Source organism: Halomonas sp. IOP_6, assembly GCF_021151565.1.
Classification (GTDB): Bacteria; Pseudomonadota; Gammaproteobacteria; order Pseudomonadales; family Halomonadaceae; genus Vreelandella; species Vreelandella alkaliphila.
The window spans coordinates 113,320-133,668 of the sequence record NZ_JAIRBO010000002.1 but is presented as its reverse complement, the minus strand read 5'-3'; the positions used below and the strand labels follow the sequence as shown (position 1 = coordinate 133,668).

Annotated in this window: 14 protein-coding genes; 2 read left to right on the top strand and 12 right to left on the bottom strand. The window is 52.8% G+C overall.

Going from position 1 to position 20,349, the window contains the following annotated elements; all coding sequences use genetic code 11:
* Positions 1 to 27 precede the first annotated feature (27 nt).
* The 9 genes from K7H08_RS04195 to pilM form a co-directional block, all read right to left on the bottom strand.
* Positions 28 to 1,446: an FAD-dependent oxidoreductase gene (locus K7H08_RS04195; RefSeq protein ID WP_120385696.1), complete on the bottom strand. Its 1,419-nt coding sequence runs from the start codon at positions 1,444 to 1,446 to the stop codon at positions 28 to 30.
* 33 nt (positions 1,447 to 1,479) lie between these two features.
* Positions 1,480 to 5,937, bottom strand: coding sequence for a glutamate synthase large subunit (gene gltB, locus K7H08_RS04190; RefSeq protein WP_231657285.1), 4,458 nt, complete (start codon positions 5,935 to 5,937; stop codon positions 1,480 to 1,482).
* A gap of 561 nt (positions 5,938 to 6,498) precedes the next feature.
* Positions 6,499 to 7,605, bottom strand: a complete 1,107-nt coding sequence (gene aroB, locus K7H08_RS04185) for a 3-dehydroquinate synthase (RefSeq protein WP_120385698.1) — start codon at positions 7,603 to 7,605, stop codon at positions 6,499 to 6,501.
* On the bottom strand, positions 7,602 to 8,168 hold the full coding sequence (gene aroK / locus K7H08_RS04180; protein WP_038481630.1) for a shikimate kinase AroK: 567 nt from the start codon (positions 8,166 to 8,168) through the stop codon (positions 7,602 to 7,604). The genes aroB and aroK overlap by 4 nt, the downstream gene beginning before the upstream one ends.
* Complete coding sequence (gene pilQ, locus K7H08_RS04175) at positions 8,168 to 10,213, bottom strand: type IV pilus secretin PilQ (protein WP_231657284.1); 2,046 nt, start codon at positions 10,211 to 10,213, stop codon at positions 8,168 to 8,170. Before pilQ ends, aroK begins: the two co-directional genes overlap by 1 nt.
* A gap of 34 nt (positions 10,214 to 10,247) precedes the next feature.
* Positions 10,248 to 10,769: a pilus assembly protein PilP gene (locus K7H08_RS04170; protein WP_198348592.1), complete on the bottom strand. Its 522-nt coding sequence runs from the start codon at positions 10,767 to 10,769 to the stop codon at positions 10,248 to 10,250.
* Positions 10,766 to 11,392, bottom strand: a complete 627-nt coding sequence (locus K7H08_RS04165; protein WP_231657283.1) for a type 4a pilus biogenesis protein PilO — start codon at positions 11,390 to 11,392, stop codon at positions 10,766 to 10,768. The genes K7H08_RS04170 and K7H08_RS04165 overlap by 4 nt, the downstream gene beginning before the upstream one ends.
* Positions 11,389 to 11,958, bottom strand: a complete 570-nt coding sequence (locus K7H08_RS04160; protein WP_231657282.1) for a PilN domain-containing protein — start codon at positions 11,956 to 11,958, stop codon at positions 11,389 to 11,391. Before K7H08_RS04160 ends, K7H08_RS04165 begins: the two co-directional genes overlap by 4 nt.
* Positions 11,955 to 13,016: a type IV pilus assembly protein PilM gene (gene pilM / locus K7H08_RS04155; RefSeq protein ID WP_231657281.1), complete on the bottom strand. Its 1,062-nt coding sequence runs from the start codon at positions 13,014 to 13,016 to the stop codon at positions 11,955 to 11,957. The genes K7H08_RS04160 and pilM overlap by 4 nt, the downstream gene beginning before the upstream one ends.
* 193 nt (positions 13,017 to 13,209) lie before the next feature.
* On the opposite strand from pilM, the gene K7H08_RS04150 reads away from it, so the two are divergent.
* Positions 13,210 to 15,738: a penicillin-binding protein 1A gene (locus K7H08_RS04150; RefSeq protein WP_198348596.1), complete on the top strand. Its 2,529-nt coding sequence runs from the start codon at positions 13,210 to 13,212 to the stop codon at positions 15,736 to 15,738.
* Between the two features lie 79 nt (positions 15,739 to 15,817).
* On the opposite strand, the gene K7H08_RS04145 is transcribed toward K7H08_RS04150, so the two are convergent.
* The 3 genes from K7H08_RS04145 to K7H08_RS04135 are packed head-to-tail and all read right to left on the bottom strand — an operon-like array spanning position 15,818 to position 19,380.
* Positions 15,818 to 17,830: a TRAP transporter permease gene (locus K7H08_RS04145; protein WP_198348597.1), complete on the bottom strand. Its 2,013-nt coding sequence runs from the start codon at positions 17,828 to 17,830 to the stop codon at positions 15,818 to 15,820.
* A 33-nt stretch (positions 17,831 to 17,863) separates the two neighbouring features.
* Positions 17,864 to 18,376 (bottom strand): DUF1850 domain-containing protein, encoded by a 513-nt coding sequence (locus K7H08_RS04140; protein WP_231657280.1) that lies wholly within the window; start codon positions 18,374 to 18,376, stop codon positions 17,864 to 17,866.
* A gap of 44 nt (positions 18,377 to 18,420) precedes the next feature.
* Complete coding sequence (locus K7H08_RS04135; protein WP_038481605.1) at positions 18,421 to 19,380, bottom strand: TAXI family TRAP transporter solute-binding subunit; 960 nt, start codon at positions 19,378 to 19,380, stop codon at positions 18,421 to 18,423.
* A 262-nt stretch (positions 19,381 to 19,642) separates the two neighbouring features.
* Here K7H08_RS04135 and csiR point away from each other — a divergent pair, with 262 nt between their 5' ends.
* Positions 19,643 to 20,332 (top strand): DNA-binding transcriptional regulator CsiR, encoded by a 690-nt coding sequence (csiR, locus tag K7H08_RS04130; protein ID WP_038481603.1) that lies wholly within the window; start codon positions 19,643 to 19,645, stop codon positions 20,330 to 20,332.
* Positions 20,333 to 20,349: the final 17 nt, after the last annotated feature.

Here is a 20,349-nt window from a genome sequence, read left to right as displayed (position 1 = left end):
GGGCGAAGACGCCCCTCACTATCAAAACTAAACGCCTAGGTAATCCAAAATCCCCTCAGCAGCTTGGCGGCCTTCGTAAATCGCGGTGACCACCAGATCAGAGCCGCGCACCATATCGCCACCAGCAAAAATTTTCGCATTGCTGGTTTGGTAGGCGTACTGGCCATGCTCTGGCGCTTTTACGCGATCACGCTCATCGACCTGGATATTGGCGCTATCGAACCACGGTGCCGGGCTTGCCTGAAAACCGAAAGCTACCACTACTGCGTCGGCGGCAATAATTTCTTCAGACCCAGGCACCACTTCAGGACGTCGACGGCCGTTTTCATCGGGCTCACCCAAACGGGTACGCACGACCTTAACCCCTTCGACCTGCTCTTCACCTACCACCGCAACCGGCTGGCGGTTGAACAGAAACTCAACGCCCTCTTCTCGCGCATTAGCAACTTCACGGCGGGAACCGGGCATGTTTTCTTCATCACGGCGATAAGCGCAGATCACGCTGTCGGCGTGCTGGCGAATCGAGGTCCGATTACAATCCATCGCCGTATCACCACCGCCAAGCACCACCACACGTTTACCTTCCATCGAGATAAAGTCGTTAGGATCTTTTTCAAAGCCTAAGCGACGATTAACGTTGGCGATCAGGAAATCGAGCGCTTTATACACGCCAGGTAAATCTTCGCCGGGGAAGCCACCTTCCATGTACTTGTAAGTCCCCATACCCAGGAAAACAGCATCGTACTCCTGCAGCAGCGTATCGAATTCGATGTCGGTACCAATTTCGGTATTCAGACGAAACTCGACGCCCATCTCTTCAAAGACGGCGCGGCGACGCTCCATCACGTTCTTTTCCAGTTTAAATTCTGGAATACCGAAGGTAAGCAGACCGCCAATCTCGGGATACTTATCAAATACGACGGGTTTGACGCCATTACGTGCCAGGATATCAGCGCAACCAAGACCCGCAGGCCCGGCACCTACGATGGCGACCTTCTTATCGGTCCACTCCACCTTAGACATATCCGGACGCCAACCCATCGCAAACGCGGTGTCGGTAATGTACTTCTCTACCGACCCAATGGTAACCGCACCAAAGCCGTCGTTCAGCGTACAGTCGCCCTCACACAAACGATCTTGCGGGCACACGCGGCCACACACTTCCGGCAGCGAATTGGTTTTGTGTGAAAGCTCGGCTGCTTCAATAATATTGCCTTCCACCACTAGCTGAAGCCAGTTGGGAATGTAGTTATGTACCGGGCACTTCCACTCGCAGTACGGATTGCCGCAGTGCAGGCAACGGTGCGCCTGACTCGCCGCATCGGTGGGCTTAAAGGGCTCGTAAATTTCAGCGAACTCTTTTGACCGTGTGTGTGCGGCTTTTTTCTGTGGGTCTTGACGACCCACATCTACAAACTGGAAATCGTTATTTAAACGGTTAGCCATGATCTCTCTCCTCGAAGCGTAGGCTCTGGCGGGTTATTCCGGCTGACGCCGAGATTGATTCAGCAAACTACCCAAGCTCGCCGCTTTTGGCTTCACTAGCCAGAAGTGGCGCGCGTAGTCGCCGAAGTCTTCCAGAATCGCCGCGCCCCGAGCGGAGCCTGTCGCCGCAACGTAGGCTTCGATCATTTCACGCAAATGACGGCGATACGCTTCCATCGCTTCGGTATTGACCCGGTGGATTTCGACCAGCTCGTGGTTGTACTTGTCCACAAAGGTACGGTCTTCATCCAGGACGTAAGCAAAACCTCCGGTCATGCCCGCGCCAAAGTTAACGCCCGTTTCACCCAATACGCAGACCAAGCCCTCGGTCATGTATTCACAACAGTGGTCACCTGCGCCTTCAATAACAGCAGTAGCCCCAGAGTTACGCACGGCAAAACGCTCACCCGCAGTACCTGCGGCAAACAGCGTGCCGCCCGTCGCACCATACAGACAGGTGTTACCGATAATGGCGGTTTTGTGACTTTCAAACTGGCTAACCTTGGGCGGCACAATCACAATGCTGCCACCGTTCATGCCTTTGCCCACGTAGTCGTTGGCATCGCCTTCGAGATAGAGATTTAAGCCACGGGCGTTCCACACCCCGAAGCTTTGGCCAGCTACCCCGGTAAAGCGCGCAGTGACCGGGGCTGATTCCAAGCCATCTTCACCGTAGCGTTTGGCAATCGCGCCAGAACTCAATGCACCTACGCTGCGGTCACAGTTAGTGATGGTGAAATCAAACTCTCCGCCAGACTGACTTTCAATGGCCTCTTTTAGTGCTGCCAGCACTTCCTGGTTCTTAGCGCCTGGATCGTGGGGCACATTACGACTCACCTTACAGAACTGCGGTGCATCTGCAGGCACAAAATCATTCGAAAGCAGCGGGGTTAGATCCAATTTACGCTGAGCGGCCGTATTGCCTTCCAACACTTCAAGCAGATCGGTGCGGCCAATCAGGTCCGTCAACTGGCACACCCCTAGCATCGCCATCAGTTCACGCACTTCTTCAGCAATAAAGCGGAAGTAGTTTTTCACCATATCGACAGTGCCGCGGAAGTGCTCGCCACGCAGGAAATCATCTTGCGTCGCTACGCCGGTGGCGCAGTTATTCAGGTGGCAAATACGCAGGTACTTACAGCCCAGCGCCACCATCGGCGCCGTACCAAAGCCAAAGCTTTCAGCCCCCAGAATCGCCGCCTTAACGACATCAAGACCCGTTTTGAGACCACCATCGGTCTGCAGGCGAATTTTGTCGCGCAGGCCGTTAATACGCAGTGCTTGGTGCACCTCAGGTAACCCAAGCTCCCAAGGGGAGCCCGCGTGCTTAATAGAGGTCAATGGACTTGCCGCAGTACCACCGTCGTAACCAGAAACGGTAATCAGATCCGCATAGGCCTTCGCCACACCAGTGGCAATAGTGCCAATACCTGGCTCAGAGACCAATTTTACGGAAACCTGGGCATCTGGATTGACTTGCTTAAGGTCGAAAATCAGCTGCGCCAAGTCTTCAATCGAGTAGATATCGTGGTGTGGCGGCGGTGAAATCAGCGTCACACCTGGCACCGCGTAGCGCAACCGGGCAATCAACTGGTTCACTTTACCGCCCGGCAGCTGACCACCTTCGCCGGGTTTGGCACCCTGGGCAACTTTGATCTGCAGTACTTCCGCATTGACCAAATAGGCTGGGGTAACGCCGAAGCGGCCAGAAGCAATCTGCTTGATTTTCGAACTACGGATGGTGCCGTAACGGGCTGGGTCTTCCCCACCCTCGCCGGAGTTGGAGCGCCCGCCCGACTCATTCATTGCTTGGGCCAACGCCTCATGGGCTTCCGGAGAAAGCGCACCTAGCGACATACCGGCGCTATCAAAGCGCGGAATCAGCGCCTCAATCGGCTCAACATCCTCTAACGGAATGGGCGTTGCAGCAGGTTTGAGCTTAAGCAAGTCACGAATAGTGGCAACCGGACGCTCGTTGACCAACTGAGCAAACTTTTTCCACTTTGCGTAGCTGCCTTCTTGCACCGCCGCCTGGAGCGACTTCACGACATCGGGGTTGTAGGCGTGATATTCGTAGCCATGAACATACTTCAGCATACCGCCTTGGGAGATGCCTTTGCGGGCAATCCAGGCATCCTTCGCCAGCAGCTCTTGCTGCATTTGCAGCTCAGCAAAGCCAGCGCCCTGAATGCGTGATGCCATGCCGACAAAGCAGGTATCCATGATCTCATCGGATAGCCCCACCGCTTCGAACAGCATAGAGCCGCGGTATGAAGCTAACGTTGAAATACCCATCTTCGAAAGAATTTTGAACAACCCTTTCTGCAGACCTTTGCGGTAATTCTCACGAGCATCAGCAGGGTTGCCAGTTAGCTCACCGGTGCGATGCATATCCGCCATCACTTGGTAAGCAAGCCATGGGTACACAGCCGTTGCGCCCACGCCAAACAGCACTGCCATTTGGTGGGCATCCCTTGCATAGCCGGTTTCCACCACAATGTTGGCGTTCGGCCGCAGCGCCAAACGACCAAGATGAGAGTGAACGGCTCCCACTGCTAAAGCCGCCTGGATGGGCAACTGCCCTTTGGGAAGGTCAGCATCGGTCAACACCAGAATCACCTTGCCCGCTTTTACCTGCGCTTCAGCTTCCTGGCAAAGCAAGGTGACTGCCCGCTGCAAACTGGTGTGCTCCGGGTCGTACCCGAGTGACAGCGTGTGGCTAGCAAAGGCAGGATCATCCTGGCTGACCAGCGCAGTAAATTTACGTGGTGACAGCACCGGCGTTGTCAAAATCAAGCGGTGAGCATGCTCAGGCGTTGCCTTAAAGACGTTCAGCTCCGCACCACAGCAAGTCTCCAACGACATAACAATCGCTTCACGCAAGGGGTCAATCGGCGGATTGGTCACCTGGGCAAACTTTTGACGGAAGAAATCAGTTAGCAGACGCGGACGGCTAGACAACACCGCCATGGGGGTATCATCACCCATCGAGCCAACCGCCTCCTGGCCACTTTCTGCCAACGGGCGCAGCACCTGATCACGCTCTTCAAAGCTCACCTGAAACATTTTCTGCTGAACATTAAGCGCGTCAGTGTCCATTGTCTGGAAACGCGCAAGCTCAGTCAGCGCTGACTCTAGGTAATGGGCTTCCTGCTTGAGCCAGCGCTTATAGGGATAAGCTGACTTCAGGCGGTTATCGATATCCTGGGTGTGCAGTACTTCGCCAGTCTGAGTGTCTACCGCCAGCATCTGGCCTGGGCCAACACGCCCCTTAGCGACGACATCCTCAGGGCGATAACCATAAGTGCCAATTTCAGACGCTAGCGTGATGTAGCCATTCTTGGTAATCACCCAGCGCGCGGGGCGAAGGCCGTTGCGATCCAGCATACAAACAGCTTGACGACCGTCGGTCATTACCACACCGGCCGGGCCATCCCAAGGCTCCATGTGCATGGAGTTGTATTCATAGAACGCGCGTAACTCGGCGTCCATGGTCTCAACGTTTTGCCAAGCAGGCGGCACCATCATGCGCACCGCACGATGTAGCTCCATACCGCCAGTCAGCAGCACTTCCAGCATGTTATCCATGCTTGAGGAGTCTGACCCAGTGGTATTGACGATTTCGTCAAGCTCAGCAATATCAGGCAAGCGCTCGTTAACAAAATTGGCTTTACGAGAGTTCGCCCAGCCGCGGTTGGCTTCAATCGTATTGATCTCGCCATTATGAGCCAGCAGGCGGAATGGCTGGGCTAGCGGCCAGCGCGGTGCAGTGTTAGTAGAGAAACGCTGGTGGAACACGCAAATGGCGGTTTCCAGACTTGGATCATTCAGGTCTTTGTAGAATGCCGGCAAATCTTCCGGCATGACTAAGCCTTTATAGGAAACAACTTCTGATGAGAGTGAAGCAACATAAAAGTCTTCATCGCTACGTAGCGCTTGCTCTGCATAACGGCGCGCCATAAACAGATCAACATCGAAGCGATCACTGCCTGAATTTCCACTACTAGCTGGCTGAACAAACAGCTGCTCAATGCGCGGCAGACAGTCCAGCGCCATTGGGCCACATACACTAGAGTCGGTGGGCACTTCGCGCCAGCCCAATACATCTAAACCACGGCTGCTTAGTTCGCGCTCAAGGGTTTCTTTAGCATGAGCGGCACGCGTATCGTCATCTGGCAAAAAGATGACGCCTACAGCAAAGCGCTCGCCAAGCTCCGCATCAAGCGCTTGCTTCGCGGCAGCGCGCATGAATTGCACCGGCATTTTCAGCAGTAAGCCGCAACCGTCACCGGTTTTGCCGTCTGCCGCAATACCGCCGCGATGGGTCATGCAGGTAAGTGATTCAATAGCAGTTTTCAGCAAGTCGTGGCTGGCCTGCCCTTCCATATGGGCAATAAGGCCAAAGCCACAGTTATCGCGAAACTCGCCAGGCTGGTGAAGACCTCTATTCATGGGCGTGCCTCTAGTCAGCGTATTTACTTAGCAGTGTTTTCATGTTATCGTAACGGGTTTTTCTTATTTTTGACTTCTTACTACCCATTAAAAACAGGGCATTTCCCGCTTCCACCGCTTCAAGAAAAGGTCGCTCAGCATAGCGATTTGCCTGCATGTAGCGCAATCACCCAGAACCAGCCAATCCTTAAAAAACCTTGTCAAATCTTACATTTGCATTCGCGCTTAATAAAAAAAACATATTAACTTCAACCACTTGCAAAGCAACTAAACGATTTTTAAACGATTTGAATACATAACTAGACTTTAGTATCAATTGGCTCAAAAAACCCATGCCGATAGCGCATAAGGCATACGGATTACATGCAGAACGATCATCACTTAACGGCCAGACAACAAAAAACCCACGCGATGGTGGGTTTTCTGTGCAGCTTTGTTTGTAAAACTGTTTAGCAATACGGTCTATCAGTACTATTTATAAGCACTGTTTATCAGTACCGCTTATCAGTACTGATTCCCCATACTGGCTTTTGATTGTTTATAGCCAATACGCCTAGGCATTTAGTCGCGCGGATAGTGATGAAGTAGCTCACGCAGCATATCAGGCGGCGTGGCGTCACTTACGCAGGCGTCACCCAGGGCATTGAGCAGCACCAAACGTAGACGAGTATCAATATTCTTCTTATCTAGCTTCATGCGGGCTAAAAAGTCATCTACAGACATTCCGGCAGGTGCGGCTAGCGGTAGTCCAGCGCTTTCAACAACCGCCTTAGCACGCGCGAGTGCATTGCTATCTATCCAGCCAAGCTGATGCGAGAGCGTTGCTGCCATCGCCATACCTGCACCCACGGCCTCACCGTGCAACCAGTTGCCATAACCTTGATGAGCTTCAATAGCATGACCGAACGTGTGCCCCAGGTTCAGCAACGCGCGAACGCCCTGCTCAGTTTCGTCATCCGCCACAATGTCGGCTTTAATTTGACAACTCTGAGCAATCGCTTCAGCAATCACTGCAGGCTCAACACTACGTAGTGCCTGCATATGCTCTTCTAACCAGCTTAGGAAGCGCTCATCACGGATTAACCCGTACTTGATCACTTCTGCCAAGCCTGCGGAAAGCTCCCGGCTAGGCAGAGTGGTCAAAGTGTCGATATCCACGATGACGGCTTTTGGTTGCCAAAAAGCACCAATCATATTTTTACCCAGCGGGTGGTTAACACCGGTCTTCCCACCCACCGAAGAGTCTACCTGGGATAATAACGTAGTAGGCACCTGAATAAAGGCAACGCCACGTTGATAAGCTGCCGCCGCATAACCGACCATATCGCCAATCACACCTCCCCCTAAGGCAATCAGCGTACAGCGACGATTGAAGCCGGCCTCTAACAGCGCGTCCCAAATCCGACTTACCTGCTCGATGGTTTTATACTGCTCCCCGTCAGGCAGCACTACCGTGCGAATGTCTAAATGACCAGGCAGACCGGCGCAAAGCGTTTCTAAATAAAGCGGTGCGATAGTCTCATTGGTGACTACCATCACCTGCTGACCCGCGAGATACGGCTCCAGCACATTGGCGCGTTTTAGAAGCCCAACACCAATATGGATCGGGTAGCTACGCTCACCCAATGCGACAGTTAGCGTACGCTGGGCACTTGTCATTTCAGTCATTGTGATACCTTTTTACTTTGAGCCCGCGCAATTTCTAAAGGGTCCACCATGCGATGGACACGACGCAGAATTTCGTTGACCACCGCACGTGGGCTGCGCCGATCCGTGCGCACCGTAATATCAGATGTTGCTCGATACAGCGGATCTCGTGTGGCGAACATGTCGTTCAGCACCTGTTCACGATTATCACACTGTAATAGCGGTCGATTTCGATCTTTGGCAGTGCGCTTTAGTTGCTGGTCAACGGTGGTCAGCAAATAAACCACGGCGCCTCGCTCACGCAGAGCACGTCGATTCTCTTCGCGCAGCACTGCGCCACCGCCGGTAGCCACTACCACACCAGATAACTGAGTGAGCTCGTCAATCATCTGGCTTTCGCGCTGACGAAAGCCGGGTTCACCTTCAACGTCAAAAATCCAGGGGATATCCGCACCACAGCGGTCTTGTATGGCGTGATCACTGTCAAAGAACGAGCGCGACAACTCAGCCGCGAGTAAGCGGCCTATCGTGCTCTTGCCAGCCCCCATGGGGCCAATTAAAAAAATATTGGGTAACTCTTGCATCAGCGAACCGCCAAACCATCATCAAGTAGTCGTGGAGTAATAAAGACCAATAACTCTACCTTTTCATTGCTCTCTTCGGTATAGCGGAATAGCCGCCCAAGCCAAGGAATATCTCCTAGCAGCGGTGTTTTCGCTATTTGGCTCAACTGCTCTGTTGTCAAAATACCGCCTAACACTACCGTTTGCCCATTATCGACCAACACTTGAGTCTCTATCTGGTTGGTATCAATCGGCGGCTCACCACCAAACTCACTTTCCCGGAAGCTATCGTTTTTAATCACCAAATCCATAATGATGCGGTTATCCGGAGTAATTTGTGGCGTTACCTCCAAGGAGAGTTCAGCCTCCTTGAACTCTGTATCTGGATTCCCTTCTGTATCTACGCTCTGAAAAGCCCGCTCTTCGCCTTGACGAATAATAGCTGTTCGTTGGTTAGCTGTGATCACTCGGGGCTGAGAAATCGTCTGGCTTTTGCCCTCACTTTCCAGCGCTCGCAGCTCAAGATCTAGCAGCACGTCCCCTGATAGATAACCAAAACTAAACCCCGTGTTGGCAGCAGCCACTGAACCTAGATCTACTGCGAGGCCACCCTGAGCACGGTTAATGTTGTTAGGGTTAATATTACGCCGAGAAAACGTGCCATCATCGTTTTCTAAAAAGCCGCGAGTACTCGACGCGCCCCAGTTAATCCCTAACTCCCGAGATGCAGTATCTCGGGCAATGACAATTCTTGCCTCAATTTGCACCTGACGGACGGCGACATCCAAGCGATCTAAAGTGCCGATAATAGCGCGCACCTGCTCTGCAGTATCTTGTACCAGTAACATATTAGTACGCTGATCAATACTGACTCGCCCTCGGTCAGTTAACAGCCCAAAGCCATCGCCACCACGTAACAGCTGGGCAAGGTCTTCGGCGCGGGCGTACTTTATCTCAATGAACTCAGTGACTAATGGCGCAAGCGTTTGGCGTTGATTGCGTGTTTCTATCTCTTGCCGTTCAAGAGCCGCTAGCTCGCTGGCAGGCGCCACTACGATCACATTACCCTGCTCCCGACTTGCCAGCCCTTGGCTTTGTAAGATCAGCGCTAGCGCTTGATCCCAGGGAACATCGTTCAAGTTAAGCGTAATGCGTCCAGCAACGCTATCACTGGCCACTAGGTTTAGGCCAGTAAACTCTGCCAGAGTAGCCAGCACTGCACGCACTTCAATATCTTGAAAGTTCAGGCTTAACCGCTCTCCGGTAAAAGATATTCCCTGCTGCTCTCGCTGCTGTTGTGTAGCTTGACTCACCGGCTGCACTTCAATCGTCAACGTACGCCCGCTTTGCGATGAAGCCATCGCGATGGGGCCGTTCGTTTGTAGCTCCAGCCGCACATCACGCTGTCCAAGATGAGGGGTAATACGGGTAACCGGCGTCGCAAAATCAGTGACATCGTAAACCTGGTTAAGCGCATCAGGCAGCGCCACATTACGCAGCTCCGCAATAATGCTGCCCTCACTACCTTCATGCACATTAGCGACCACACCAGCACGATCAAATGTCACCACGACACGCCCTGCACCATCACCTCCACGCCGGAAATCAATATTTTCAACACGCGGCCCCTGGATGAACGGGGAAGTCTGGATAGCGTTAGTCGCTTGGGGTGCCGGCATAGATACAGAACTACCTGATGCTAGCGTGACTCTTAACTGCTCACCGACTACTTGAGCGGTATAATCAAGGGATTCATTCGAATCAACCACGAGACGCGTCCGCCCACTGCCCTCTAACACCGTCACTTGTTCAACAACACCACTACTGACGCCGATACGGCGTTGGGCAAGCGCACTTTGTGTATCTGCCAAATCCAGCGCTAGACGAGGAGGTGCATCTAATCGATAGCCACTTAGCTGGGCAACGCCGCCACTGAACTGCAGCACTAGCTCAACGTCACCGCTATGAGTTTGGCGCACATCGACATTAGTAAGCACTGATGCCATGCAGACCGATGGCACTACCGCAATTAATAACAGCAACGTTCGATAACATATAGCAGCCATAAGCGATATCCATATCTGATAGCGAGTGAAGAAGCTATTCCTCAAGGGTGAGCGTTACCTGGCGTTGCTGCCACCCTTGCTGAGGGCTAAAAACACGTTCAACAATAGTGATTCCTTGTGGTTCAATCTGGTTAATAAGGCCATGGTTGGTGCCTAAATAATCACCTTCTCGAACACTAACAACCTCCCCTTCGGGAGGCTCAATCAATGCAACTTGCTGCGCCCCCATACGTAGCGTACCCACTAAGCGCAACGTCTGGAGTTGAAAACGCTCTAAAGGCTCTTGAGCGCGCTGCTGTTCGGGGGCAAACTCGCTCACTGCCTGCTCCACTTGCAATACGTTTTCGCGCACATCCTCCGGTGCTAAGAAGGGACTGCGCGCATCGCTAAAGCGATAATCGAGCGACTGATACGTTGGCAATTCCTCCACTACCTCGGGCGCTTTCCCATCAGCAGTACGGCGTATTTCTGCAAGGGTTTGATCTAACTGCCCCAGCTGAGGGTCACTGCAGCCAGCTAAGCCAGCAATACACAGCAGGCCTACCAAACGCTTCATGGTGCAGCCTTTTCGCTGTAAGTGCGTGCAAGCAGCGACATGCGTAGCGTGTCGCCACTCTGATCAACAGGCGCTAGTGTTAAATCGTGCTGGGTAATAATTCGCGCCAAACCGCTAATGTCCGAAACAAACTGCGCCAATGCATGGTAATCACCGCGTACCTGTATATCTAAGGGGTGCTCTATATAGTGCGTGTTACTCACCGTAGGTCGCAAACGGATAGTTTCAATGGTTAGTCGATTTTCGATAGCGGCATCACTGATGCTATCTAATAAAGAAGGAATTTCTGCACTGGTAGGCAGCATCGCCTGCATCTGCACCATTTGATTTTCAAGAGCAGCCAACTGACTGCGAATATCCGGCAGAAAAGCGGCTTCAGACGCTTTGCGTCGATACTCGACCAGCAGACGCTCCTCTTGACGCTGCTCTGCTGCAAGCGAATCGCGAGCCTCCCCCACCAGCCACCCGTTGATAGCTAATAGAGCAACTAAAAAAACAAGTACCGCTATCACGGCTTTAAGCAGCCAAGGCCATTCACCTGCTTCTTTGATATCCAACGATTGCCATTCAACGCTGCGCAGACGCAGCCAATCATTTTTTATGCGTTCACGGATAGGCGTCATGGTGCCGCCTCCATGGAAACGGCTTCTTCAGGAGACAGTTGCCTTACTTCAAACTGGAAAACACGCCGACTGTCATCTTGGCCACTAGCAACCTCGGAAAACAGCGGTACGCCTAACCCTGGTATAGCTGCAATTTGGCGTAGTTGCTCAGAGACCTGACGTTCATTACTGGCAACCGCTGAAAGACTGATTCGCTGTCCGCTACGTGACAGACGCTGATAGACAACCCCATCGGCGACGCTAGCAGCAATATCGTTAAACAGCCTCACTGTACTCATGCGTTCGTTATTAAGCGTGTGGAACAGCGCCAGTTGCTCTTCCAACCGCCCGATATCGCCCCGATAGCGTTGTACATCAGCGATTTCATTGTCTAACTGCTCAATACCAGTAGCGATATGGGCATTGCGCTGCTGCTGGGCAGCTAACTGCTGTTGATATACGTGCAATACCACAACGCCACACGCCACGCCCAGCAGCAACATAAACAACATAACACCGTAAAATTGCCGCGTCCGTCTCTCTCGCCACCCCTCACGCCAGGGTAAAAGATTAATATTAATGCTCATTGGCTAACTCGCATCGCCAACCCACCCGCCGTTAGCATCGCTGGGGCAGCGTTTCTTAACGCTTCTTCACTTAGCCGTTTGTTAATGCGCAAACGTTGCAATGGGTTGGCGATACTCACCGACATACCACTATCATCAGCAATACGCTCAGCGAGGCCTGGAATGACACTAGAACCACCCGCGAGTACAGTATGTTGCACCTCATACTGACGACCCGCGGTGTAATAAAGCTGCAGCGAGCATCTCCCCTGCTGCACCACCGTTTCTAGAAAAGGCGTGAGCACTTTCTCTTGGTAGTCGCCAGGAAGACCACCATGCTTTTTAGCAACGCCAGCCTCTTCTATGCTCATGTGGTAATACTCGCAGATGGCATCTGTTAGCTGGCGTCCGCCAAACGCCGTATCACGGCTATAAACGATATGCCCACCCCGCACGACATGGAAGGCGCTCATATTGGCCCCGATGTCGAATAGCCCCACACAAGCAGCTGAGTCGTTTGCCACGCTTGACTGCTTACGTAGCTCGGCCAATGCGCGCTCTAAAGCGAACGTCTCTACATCGACAGCGGCAGGTTCCAGCCCCGCACGCTCTAGCGTTTCGGTAAGCAGAGTCACGTCTTGCTGACGACACGCTACTAAAACAACTTCTTGCTGGCTCTCATCGAAAGGAGCAGGACCTAGGCACTGAAAATCAAACGCCACCTCACTGAACGGAAAGGGAATATAGCGGTCAGACTCGGCGGTTATTCGCTCTTCGATCTCCTCTTCGCTTAACGAAGCAGGAAAAGTAAGCGTTTTAGTAATGGCAGCGCTCGCTGGGACGGCCACTGCCGCTTTACGAGTAAAGGGCTTTGCATGCTCGACAGTACGCCGAAGCACACTCGCCACTTCATTAATGTCGCGGATGCGGCGCTCAACAACTGCACCTTCGCGCAGCGGTTGAACAGCGTAGCTGTCTACTTGGTAGCTATCGCTATACTGTTTGAGCTCTAACAGCTTGACGGTCGCCGATGTAATATCGACACCAATCAACCCTTTACCGGGCTTGAGTAAACGCATCCTGGGTTCGGCTCCGCCTGCCTATCGTGCGAATTTTGAGGTTACATGATTTTTAGTGAAGTCACACGCGAATGGCATTACGGCATATCAACACTGGTGACTGCTGCCTCGCCTTCCTATAATGGCAGCCAATTGCGTGATACGGTCGTTTAGTTACCGTGTCTATTCTCCTTTTCACGGGTGCACTCTGTTCATGACGTTTTTTCGAACCCTCATCCTGTCACTTTTTTCGCTAATCGTTGCGCTCATTGGCGCCACCGTGTTGGCAGTGGTGGGCGCCGCTATCTATTTTTCACCTGGCCTGCCTGATGTACGCCAGTTGCAAGATTTCGAGCTACATACACCACTTCGCATCTTCACCAATGATGGCAAACTCATTGGTGAATTTGGCGAAGAGCGCCGTATGCCCGTCGACTTCGCTGATATTCCAGAGGACATGATCAACGCGCTGATCGCAGCGGAAGATGCCAGTTACTTTGATCATGCAGGCGTTGATCCTCGTGGTATCGCCAGGGCGGCGGTTGAACTGGTCCAGAGTGGCGGCTCCATTCAGTCTGGCGGCTCGACCATTACCATGCAGGTTGCGCGTAACTATATGTTGACGCTCGACCAGACATTCACGCGGAAAATTCGCGAGATTCTGCTTGCCCTGCAAATGGAGCAGATTCTTGATAAAGATGAAATCTTCGAGCTCTACGTCAACAAGATATTTCTCGGCCATCGCGCCTATGGCATCGCAGCCGCATCAGAAACTTATTATGACAAGCCATTGGCTGAATTAACGCTGGCTCAAACAGCAATGATTGCGGGACTGCCTAAAGCACCCTCAGCCTTTAACCCACTGGCTAATTCAGAACGCTCGCTTATTCGTCGCAACTGGATTCTGTTCCGCATGCGCGAGCTAGGACATATTGATAATGATGCTTATCTAGCGGCTGTGCAGGAGCCGGTGACAGCCCGCCGGCACTACACCCAAACCGAAGTAGACGCGGCTTATGTTTCAGAAATGGCTCGCCAATATGCTATCGAACGATTTGGAGATAAGGCGTATACCGGTGGCTACCGAATTTACACCACGATTGATAGCGAAATGCAGCCCTATGCCCACCAAGCATTAGCAAATGGCCTGCTAGCTTACGACCTTCGCCATGGCTGGCGCGGTTCAGAACAGCAAGATATCGCAGCCAGCTTGGTAGAAGCTCAAGAGCAAACCGCTACTCAAGGGCTTGAAGAGGAACTTTCAGAATCACCGGAAATTCGTCAAACCGCTCGCCAAGCAGCTGAGCGTAGCCAAACACAAGTTGAGGGTGTCGATGGTGACGTCAGCAACTGGTTGCAAGTATTAGAGCGCACGCCCAACTATGGCCTGCTTCAGCCAGCGATTGTGGTTAAGAGCAGCGGCCGTGAAATGCAGGTACTTACTCGCGGTGGCGAACTGCAAACAATTGCCTGGAGCGGCCTAAACTGGGCACGCCCCTATTTGAGCCCACGCAGTCGTGGTGCCGAACCAAGTAGCGCGGATCAAATTGCTGTTCGCGGCGACTTAGTCCGCGTGATTGAAAACGAAGACGGATCTCTACGCTTGTCGCAGCGCCCCGACGCCGAAGGCTCTTTGGTTGCCCAAGATCCTCGCACTGGCGCTATTTTGGCCTTACAAGGCGGGTTTGATTTTAATGCCAGTAAGTTCAACCGTGCCATCCAGGCTCAGCGCCAATCCGGCTCCATCTTTAAACCGTTCATCTATCTTGCAGCCCTAGAAGACGGCGGCATGAACGCAGCAAGCGTGGTCAATGACTCCCCCGTCGTACTAGATGACGGTAGTAATTCATTATGGCGCCCAGTCAATTCAAGCCGTGACTTCCTAGGCCCGATGCGCTTGCGCCCAGCGCTTGCTCGTTCGCGTAACTTGGTCACCATTCGTGTGCTTCAAACCACTGGGTTAGACCATACTATTCGCTATCTAGAAGGGTTTGGCTTCTCTCCCGACCGCCTACCACGCGGGCTATCTCTCGCCTTGGGCAGCGCCAGTTTAACGCCCATGGAAATGACCAACGCGTATTCCGTTCTTGCCAACGGTGGCTTTCAGGTCGCACCATGGTTTATCGAACGCGTCACGCGTAACGATGATGAGGAGCTTGTGGATGAGGCAACGCCTCAGGTTGCTTGCCCTAGCTGCGCTGAAGGGCAGGAAACAGTTGAAATCGACGGCAAAGAGTACCCAGTGGCTACTCGGGTAGCTGACCCAGCTGCAGTCTATATTCTGCGCGACATGCTGCGTGACGTCATTACGTCTGGCACCGGCCGTGGTGCTCTTAGCCTGAACCGCGACGATATCGTCGGCAAAACGGGTACCACCAATAGCCAGCGTGATGCCTGGTTTGCAGGCTTTAACAGCGACTTAGTGACCACAGTATGGGTAGGCAAAGATAGCAACGACTCCATCGCTGAATATGGCTCTAACGCAGCACTACCTATCTGGGTTGACTTTATGGGCGATGCACTAGAAGGCACCCCCTCAGCACTCCCCGAACGCCCGGATACTGTTGTTAGCGCACGGGTAGACCCCACCACCGGATACCGCTTGGCGGATGGTCAGTCAGGGGGTATTTCTGAGCTCTTCCACCGTGACCATCTTCCCGGCTACCAGCAACGTCGCATTAGTCGTGAACTGGAAGAAGCTAGTGGCTCGCAAGGGTCTGGTACCGCAGAGTCCATTTTCTAAGCCGTACCTGCACAAAGCAAAAGCCCGGAGACCTAATGGTCTCCGGGCTTTTTTTATGGCGCACATTAACACCCTACGATTAGCCGCCCATAGGCAGACGTTCTCGCTTGCTGGCAAACCAGTTAGCACCAATCGCGGCAATCATCACCACCACGCCAGCCATTTCCGTTAGTAGATTTGGGTAGAAAACCCCGAAAATGGCAGCGCCAATCGCCAAGCGCGGTAACCAAGACATCTTGGTAAACAGATAACCTTCAAGCGCGGCAGCAAATGCACACAGCGCCAAAATAGCAATCAGCGCATTCCAAACCACCACGGGCACGGGGCCACCGACAATGATTTCTGGATTAAACACCATAAATAGCGGAATTAAATAGAGACCTTTGGCAAATTTCCAAGCTTGGAAGCCAGTCTCCATGGGTTTACTGCCTGCAATTGCTGCCCCCGCAAAACCGGCCAGGGCGATAGGCGGTGTCACATTGGAATCCTGGGAATACCAGAACACCACTAAGTGAGCAATCAGTAGCGGCACTCCAAATTCAGCGGTCAACGCTGGGCCCACCAGTACAATCAAGACAATATAGCTCGCGGTAACCGGCAGCCCCATCCCCAAAATCAAGCTTGCCAGCAGCACCATCACCAACGCCAACACTAGGTTGCCACCAGAAAAAGCCAGCATCATTGAGGAGAACTTCAACCCTAACCCTGTCAGACCCACAACGCCGACAATAATCCCAGCCACGGCACAAGCCATAGAAACCGCAACGGCATTCCGCGCACCCAGCTCCAACCCCTGAACCAACTTAACGAGCCCCGCCCACACCACACCTTTGGTGCGGCTCATGGTTACCGGCTGACCTTGCTTAGGAGCAATAAAGAAGTACCAAAGCGCATAGCGAAGAACCGCCACAGCGATGATGGTGACCACGGCGTAATACCCCACGCGCATTGGCGACATACTCATCGCTAGCAGCCACACTAGCACCGCTAGAGGAAGCAGGAAGTGCCAGCCATCTTTCATGACTTGGCGCATTTGCGGCAACTCGCTTTTCGCCAACCCCTGCATTCCCTGCTTCAATGCAATGATATGGACAAATAGATACACCGTTGCAAAGTACATAATCGCCGGCAGAATGCTGATCTTAACGATTTCCAAATAGGGCGTATTGGTATATTCCGCAATTAAAAATGCCCCCGCCCCCATTAAAGGCGGCATAATTTGTCCACCAGTAGAGGCGGCTGCTTCTATTCCTCCCGCCTGCTTTGGCTGATAGCCCAGCTTTTTCATCAGCGGAATGGTAAATGCCCCGGTGGTCACCACGTTGGCAATCGCACTACCCGAAATAGAGCCCATACCGGCTGAAGCCAGCACGGCAGCTTTCGCAGGGCCGCCCCGCTGGCGGCCAGTGGCAGCATAGGCCATATCAATAAAAAACTTGCCAGCGCCAGTGCTTTCCAAAAAGGCACCAAAGAGTACGAATATAAAGATGTAGGTCGCCGCAACTCCCAAAGGCAAACCAAAGATGCCTTCTTGTCCTAAATAAAGCTGCCCTGCGACGCGCTCCAAGGTATAGCCACGATGCTCTAAAATGCCGGGCATCCATTCACCTAGCCATGGCAGTTCACCCCTAGGCCCTGCAAATGCGTAGATAATGGCAAGCAGGCCGATCACCGTCATGCCAAACCCAACGGCTCGACGACTTGCTTCCAACACGGTAACCGTCGCAATACAGGCCACTAAAATATCGGTGTCACTCCAGAAGCCGGCTCGATTGATAATCTCATCTAAAAAGAGCACCAGATAGCCACCGGTAGTCAAAGCTCCAGCAAAGAAAATCAGATCAATGCCCCACCCCAGCACTCCACGTTTGCGCGTTGGCCCAAACACAGGAAACATCAAAAATGCCAGCAACATAATCAACGCTAAGTGAATACTGCGCTGATAGAAAAGCCCAAGGGGCTGGATACCAGCAGAATAGAGCTGGAAGAGTGAGAGCCCCACCGCAACCACGGTGATACACCACAGAACCATGCGGGGCTGCATCGCATTCGCGCCGGGCATCACAACCGGCGGTGGAGTGGATTCGTTCATGAACGTCCTCGGAAGCGTTAACTACTATCGTTTTTATTCACGCGGAGCGGTGCTAGGTGATAATAATTGGATAATCACACGTTGCCCGGCTGCGTACTTACTTAAACTCACCGGTGAATGCTCACCATTCGGCCACACCACTTGGTGATTGACGGCAGAAGAACCGACTCTTAATGCATAACGGTTATTTGCTACGGGCTCATCAATAGCATTAATCCAATAACCGCCCTCACCATCTGAGACTTGTTCTCCACGGCCAAAGATATGACCAAGCCCTGCGGCAAAGTCTGGTTGATGACTACGCTCAAGTTGCATAACGCCTGCCGCATTGCGATAACAATCCAGTACCGTAAAGTGCTCAACGGAGTGTTGCCACTGGATACACCAGCGCCCTTCTGAAGGCACCAGCGCATCCACTAGAGTATCGCCTTGTTCAGTCACCACAGCTAAACGCATAGACGCATTCACCGAAGCGGGGGAAGCCCCCACTTCGGTGAGCGGTAGACATGCAAAAAGTAGCGCCATCAGTCGTTGTTGCCACTGCATGGCAATATCCTTATGGCAATGTCTATGGCAAGACCCTTTAACCGTTAAGGGCGCAGACGATCAGGAATATCCGCTCCTACTTCTTCAAAGTAGCGAATCGCTCCCGGATGCAACGGCACAGGCGTAGAGTTCATGGTGAACTCAATGGTAGTGTCGTTGGCGGCCGGGTGAACAGCAATCAGCTCATCAGTGTTTTCAAACAGTAGTTGAGTCAGCTGGTAAGCGAGCTCTTCATCCATATCAGAATTCACCACTAAGACGTTAGGAACACCGATAGTCTGAACGGACTCGTCCATACCGTCATACATACCCGCTGCCAGCTCGTAAGGCGCGAACACTGCCTCCGCTTCCTGTGCGTTGGCAACTTCTTCATCGGAGAGGCCAATTAAGCGGATATCACGGGTAGCGGCAAGGTTAAGAATAGAACTGGTGGGAGGGCCAACGCTCCAGAAACCGGCGTCGATATCACCATCACGAATGGCATCTGCGGTTTCGTTAAAATTGAGTCGCTGAGGGGTAAAATCTTCATAACTAATACCGTTGGCTTCCAAAACGGCACGCGCATTTAGCTCGGTGCCACTGCCTGGTGCACCCACGGAAACACGCTTCCCAGCCAGGTCAGCGATGGTCTCGATATCCGACTCAGCCAGCGTTACCAACTGCACCGCATTCGGGTAAACAGAGGCCAGAGCACGGGTATTTTCAATCTGACGACCGTCAAAGTCGCCGCTGCCGTTATAAGCCTGATAAACCGTGTCGGCCAGCGCTAACGCCAAATCGGCGTCGCCACGCATAATCAGCCCCATATTTTCGACTGAGGCACCAGTAACCTCAGCAGTCGCCTGAGCGCCTTCAATATGGTTATTAATCATTTCAGCGAAGCCACCGCCGATCGGATAATAAACCCCGCCGGTACCGCCGGTCGCGATTGAAAGCTGTTGCGCACTGGCTGGAAGTGCAACAGCCAACATGGATGCTGCCACTGTATATTTTAGAGTTCGCATAAGCGGTTCCTCCGTCCTGTTTGGACTTATAAGTATGGTTGACGATAAGGAGGTGTGAAGTCCCAGCCTCTGGTTACCGTAAACGGCAAGCAAACGCGGTGCAATGACGTTAGCACGGCTTTAGCGTGAGATGCTAATGCAACGCTATTCGCCGATAACCCCCGTATAAATGTCGTTACCTGTGCTAAATGTCTAGAATTTATTGATAATAGCGATTAGTTAATGCAGATCGCCACGTCCAACGTTGGCCTAAGGAGATATCATGGAGCACGATGCGCCGCGCCCGAACCTAGCCATCAGTGCCTATCGCGCCCTGAAGCACGACATCATTCGCGGCCGTTATGCGCCTGAAGAGAAGCTTTTAATGAGCCGCCTCAAGGAGTATTACGGCGCCAGTACCGGCCCTCTACGCGAAGCGCTTTCCCAATTAGTTGCCGACCGCTTGGTGATTGCGATTAGCCAACGTGGCTATCGCGTTGCCCCCATGTCGCTGGCCGAGCTGAACGATATTTACGACGCACGCGCTCAGTTAGAAGGCTTGATTTTGCGCCTGGCCATTGAGCGCGGCGACGACGACTGGGAAGCCAACGTCCTCGCCACCGCTCATCGGCTAGCTAAAGTGACCGAGGTAAGCTCCCCCGATGAGCTGCTTGATGGCTGGGATTTGCGCCATAAGGCATTTCATACCGCCATTGCTAGCGGCTGCAACTCGCCACACCTGTTGCAGATGCGCGACACGCTGTTTGATCAGGTTGAACGCTACCGCCACCTGTGGCTGCAGGAAACGGTGATGTCCCCCCAGGCACTTGAAATCAAAAGACAAGAGCATGCCGCCTTGGTAGACGTCATCCTGGCTCGTGATACAGAGCAAGCGGCCAACCTCATGCGTGATCACTTAATGACCCCTGTCCCGATTATTACCCGTGTTCTCAAGGAACGTGGGATCAATTAAATTCTTTATTTTAAAAT

Bases quoted from the DNA above. Each gene is read 5' to 3' on its own strand.
- K7H08_RS04195 (WP_120385696.1), bottom strand. From the start codon at position 1,446: ATGGCTAACCGTTTAAATAACGATTTCCAGTTTGTAGATGTGGGTCGT.
- gltB (WP_231657285.1), bottom strand. From the start codon at position 5,937: ATGAATAGAGGTCTTCACCAGCCTGGCGAGTTTCGCGATAACTGTGGC.
- aroB (WP_120385698.1), bottom strand. From the start codon at position 7,605: ATGACTGAAATGACAAGTGCCCAGCGTACGCTAACTGTCGCATTGGGT.
- aroK (WP_038481630.1), bottom strand. From the start codon at position 8,168: ATGCAAGAGTTACCCAATATTTTTTTAATTGGCCCCATGGGGGCTGGC.
- pilQ (WP_231657284.1), bottom strand. From the start codon at position 10,213: ATGGCTGCTATATGTTATCGAACGTTGCTGTTATTAATTGCGGTAGTG.
- K7H08_RS04170 (WP_198348592.1), bottom strand. From the start codon at position 10,769: ATGAAGCGTTTGGTAGGCCTGCTGTGTATTGCTGGCTTAGCTGGCTGC.
- K7H08_RS04165 (WP_231657283.1), bottom strand. From the start codon at position 11,392: ATGACGCCTATCCGTGAACGCATAAAAAATGATTGGCTGCGTCTGCGC.
- K7H08_RS04160 (WP_231657282.1), bottom strand. From the start codon at position 11,958: ATGAGCATTAATATTAATCTTTTACCCTGGCGTGAGGGGTGGCGAGAG.
- pilM (WP_231657281.1), bottom strand. From the start codon at position 13,016: ATGCGTTTACTCAAGCCCGGTAAAGGGTTGATTGGTGTCGATATTACA.
- K7H08_RS04150 (WP_198348596.1), top strand. From the start codon at position 13,210: ATGACGTTTTTTCGAACCCTCATCCTGTCACTTTTTTCGCTAATCGTT.
- K7H08_RS04145 (WP_198348597.1), bottom strand. From the start codon at position 17,830: ATGAACGAATCCACTCCACCGCCGGTTGTGATGCCCGGCGCGAATGCG.
- K7H08_RS04140 (WP_231657280.1), bottom strand. From the start codon at position 18,376: ATGCAGTGGCAACAACGACTGATGGCGCTACTTTTTGCATGTCTACCG.
- K7H08_RS04135 (WP_038481605.1), bottom strand. From the start codon at position 19,380: ATGCGAACTCTAAAATATACAGTGGCAGCATCCATGTTGGCTGTTGCA.
- csiR (WP_038481603.1), top strand. From the start codon at position 19,643: ATGGAGCACGATGCGCCGCGCCCGAACCTAGCCATCAGTGCCTATCGC.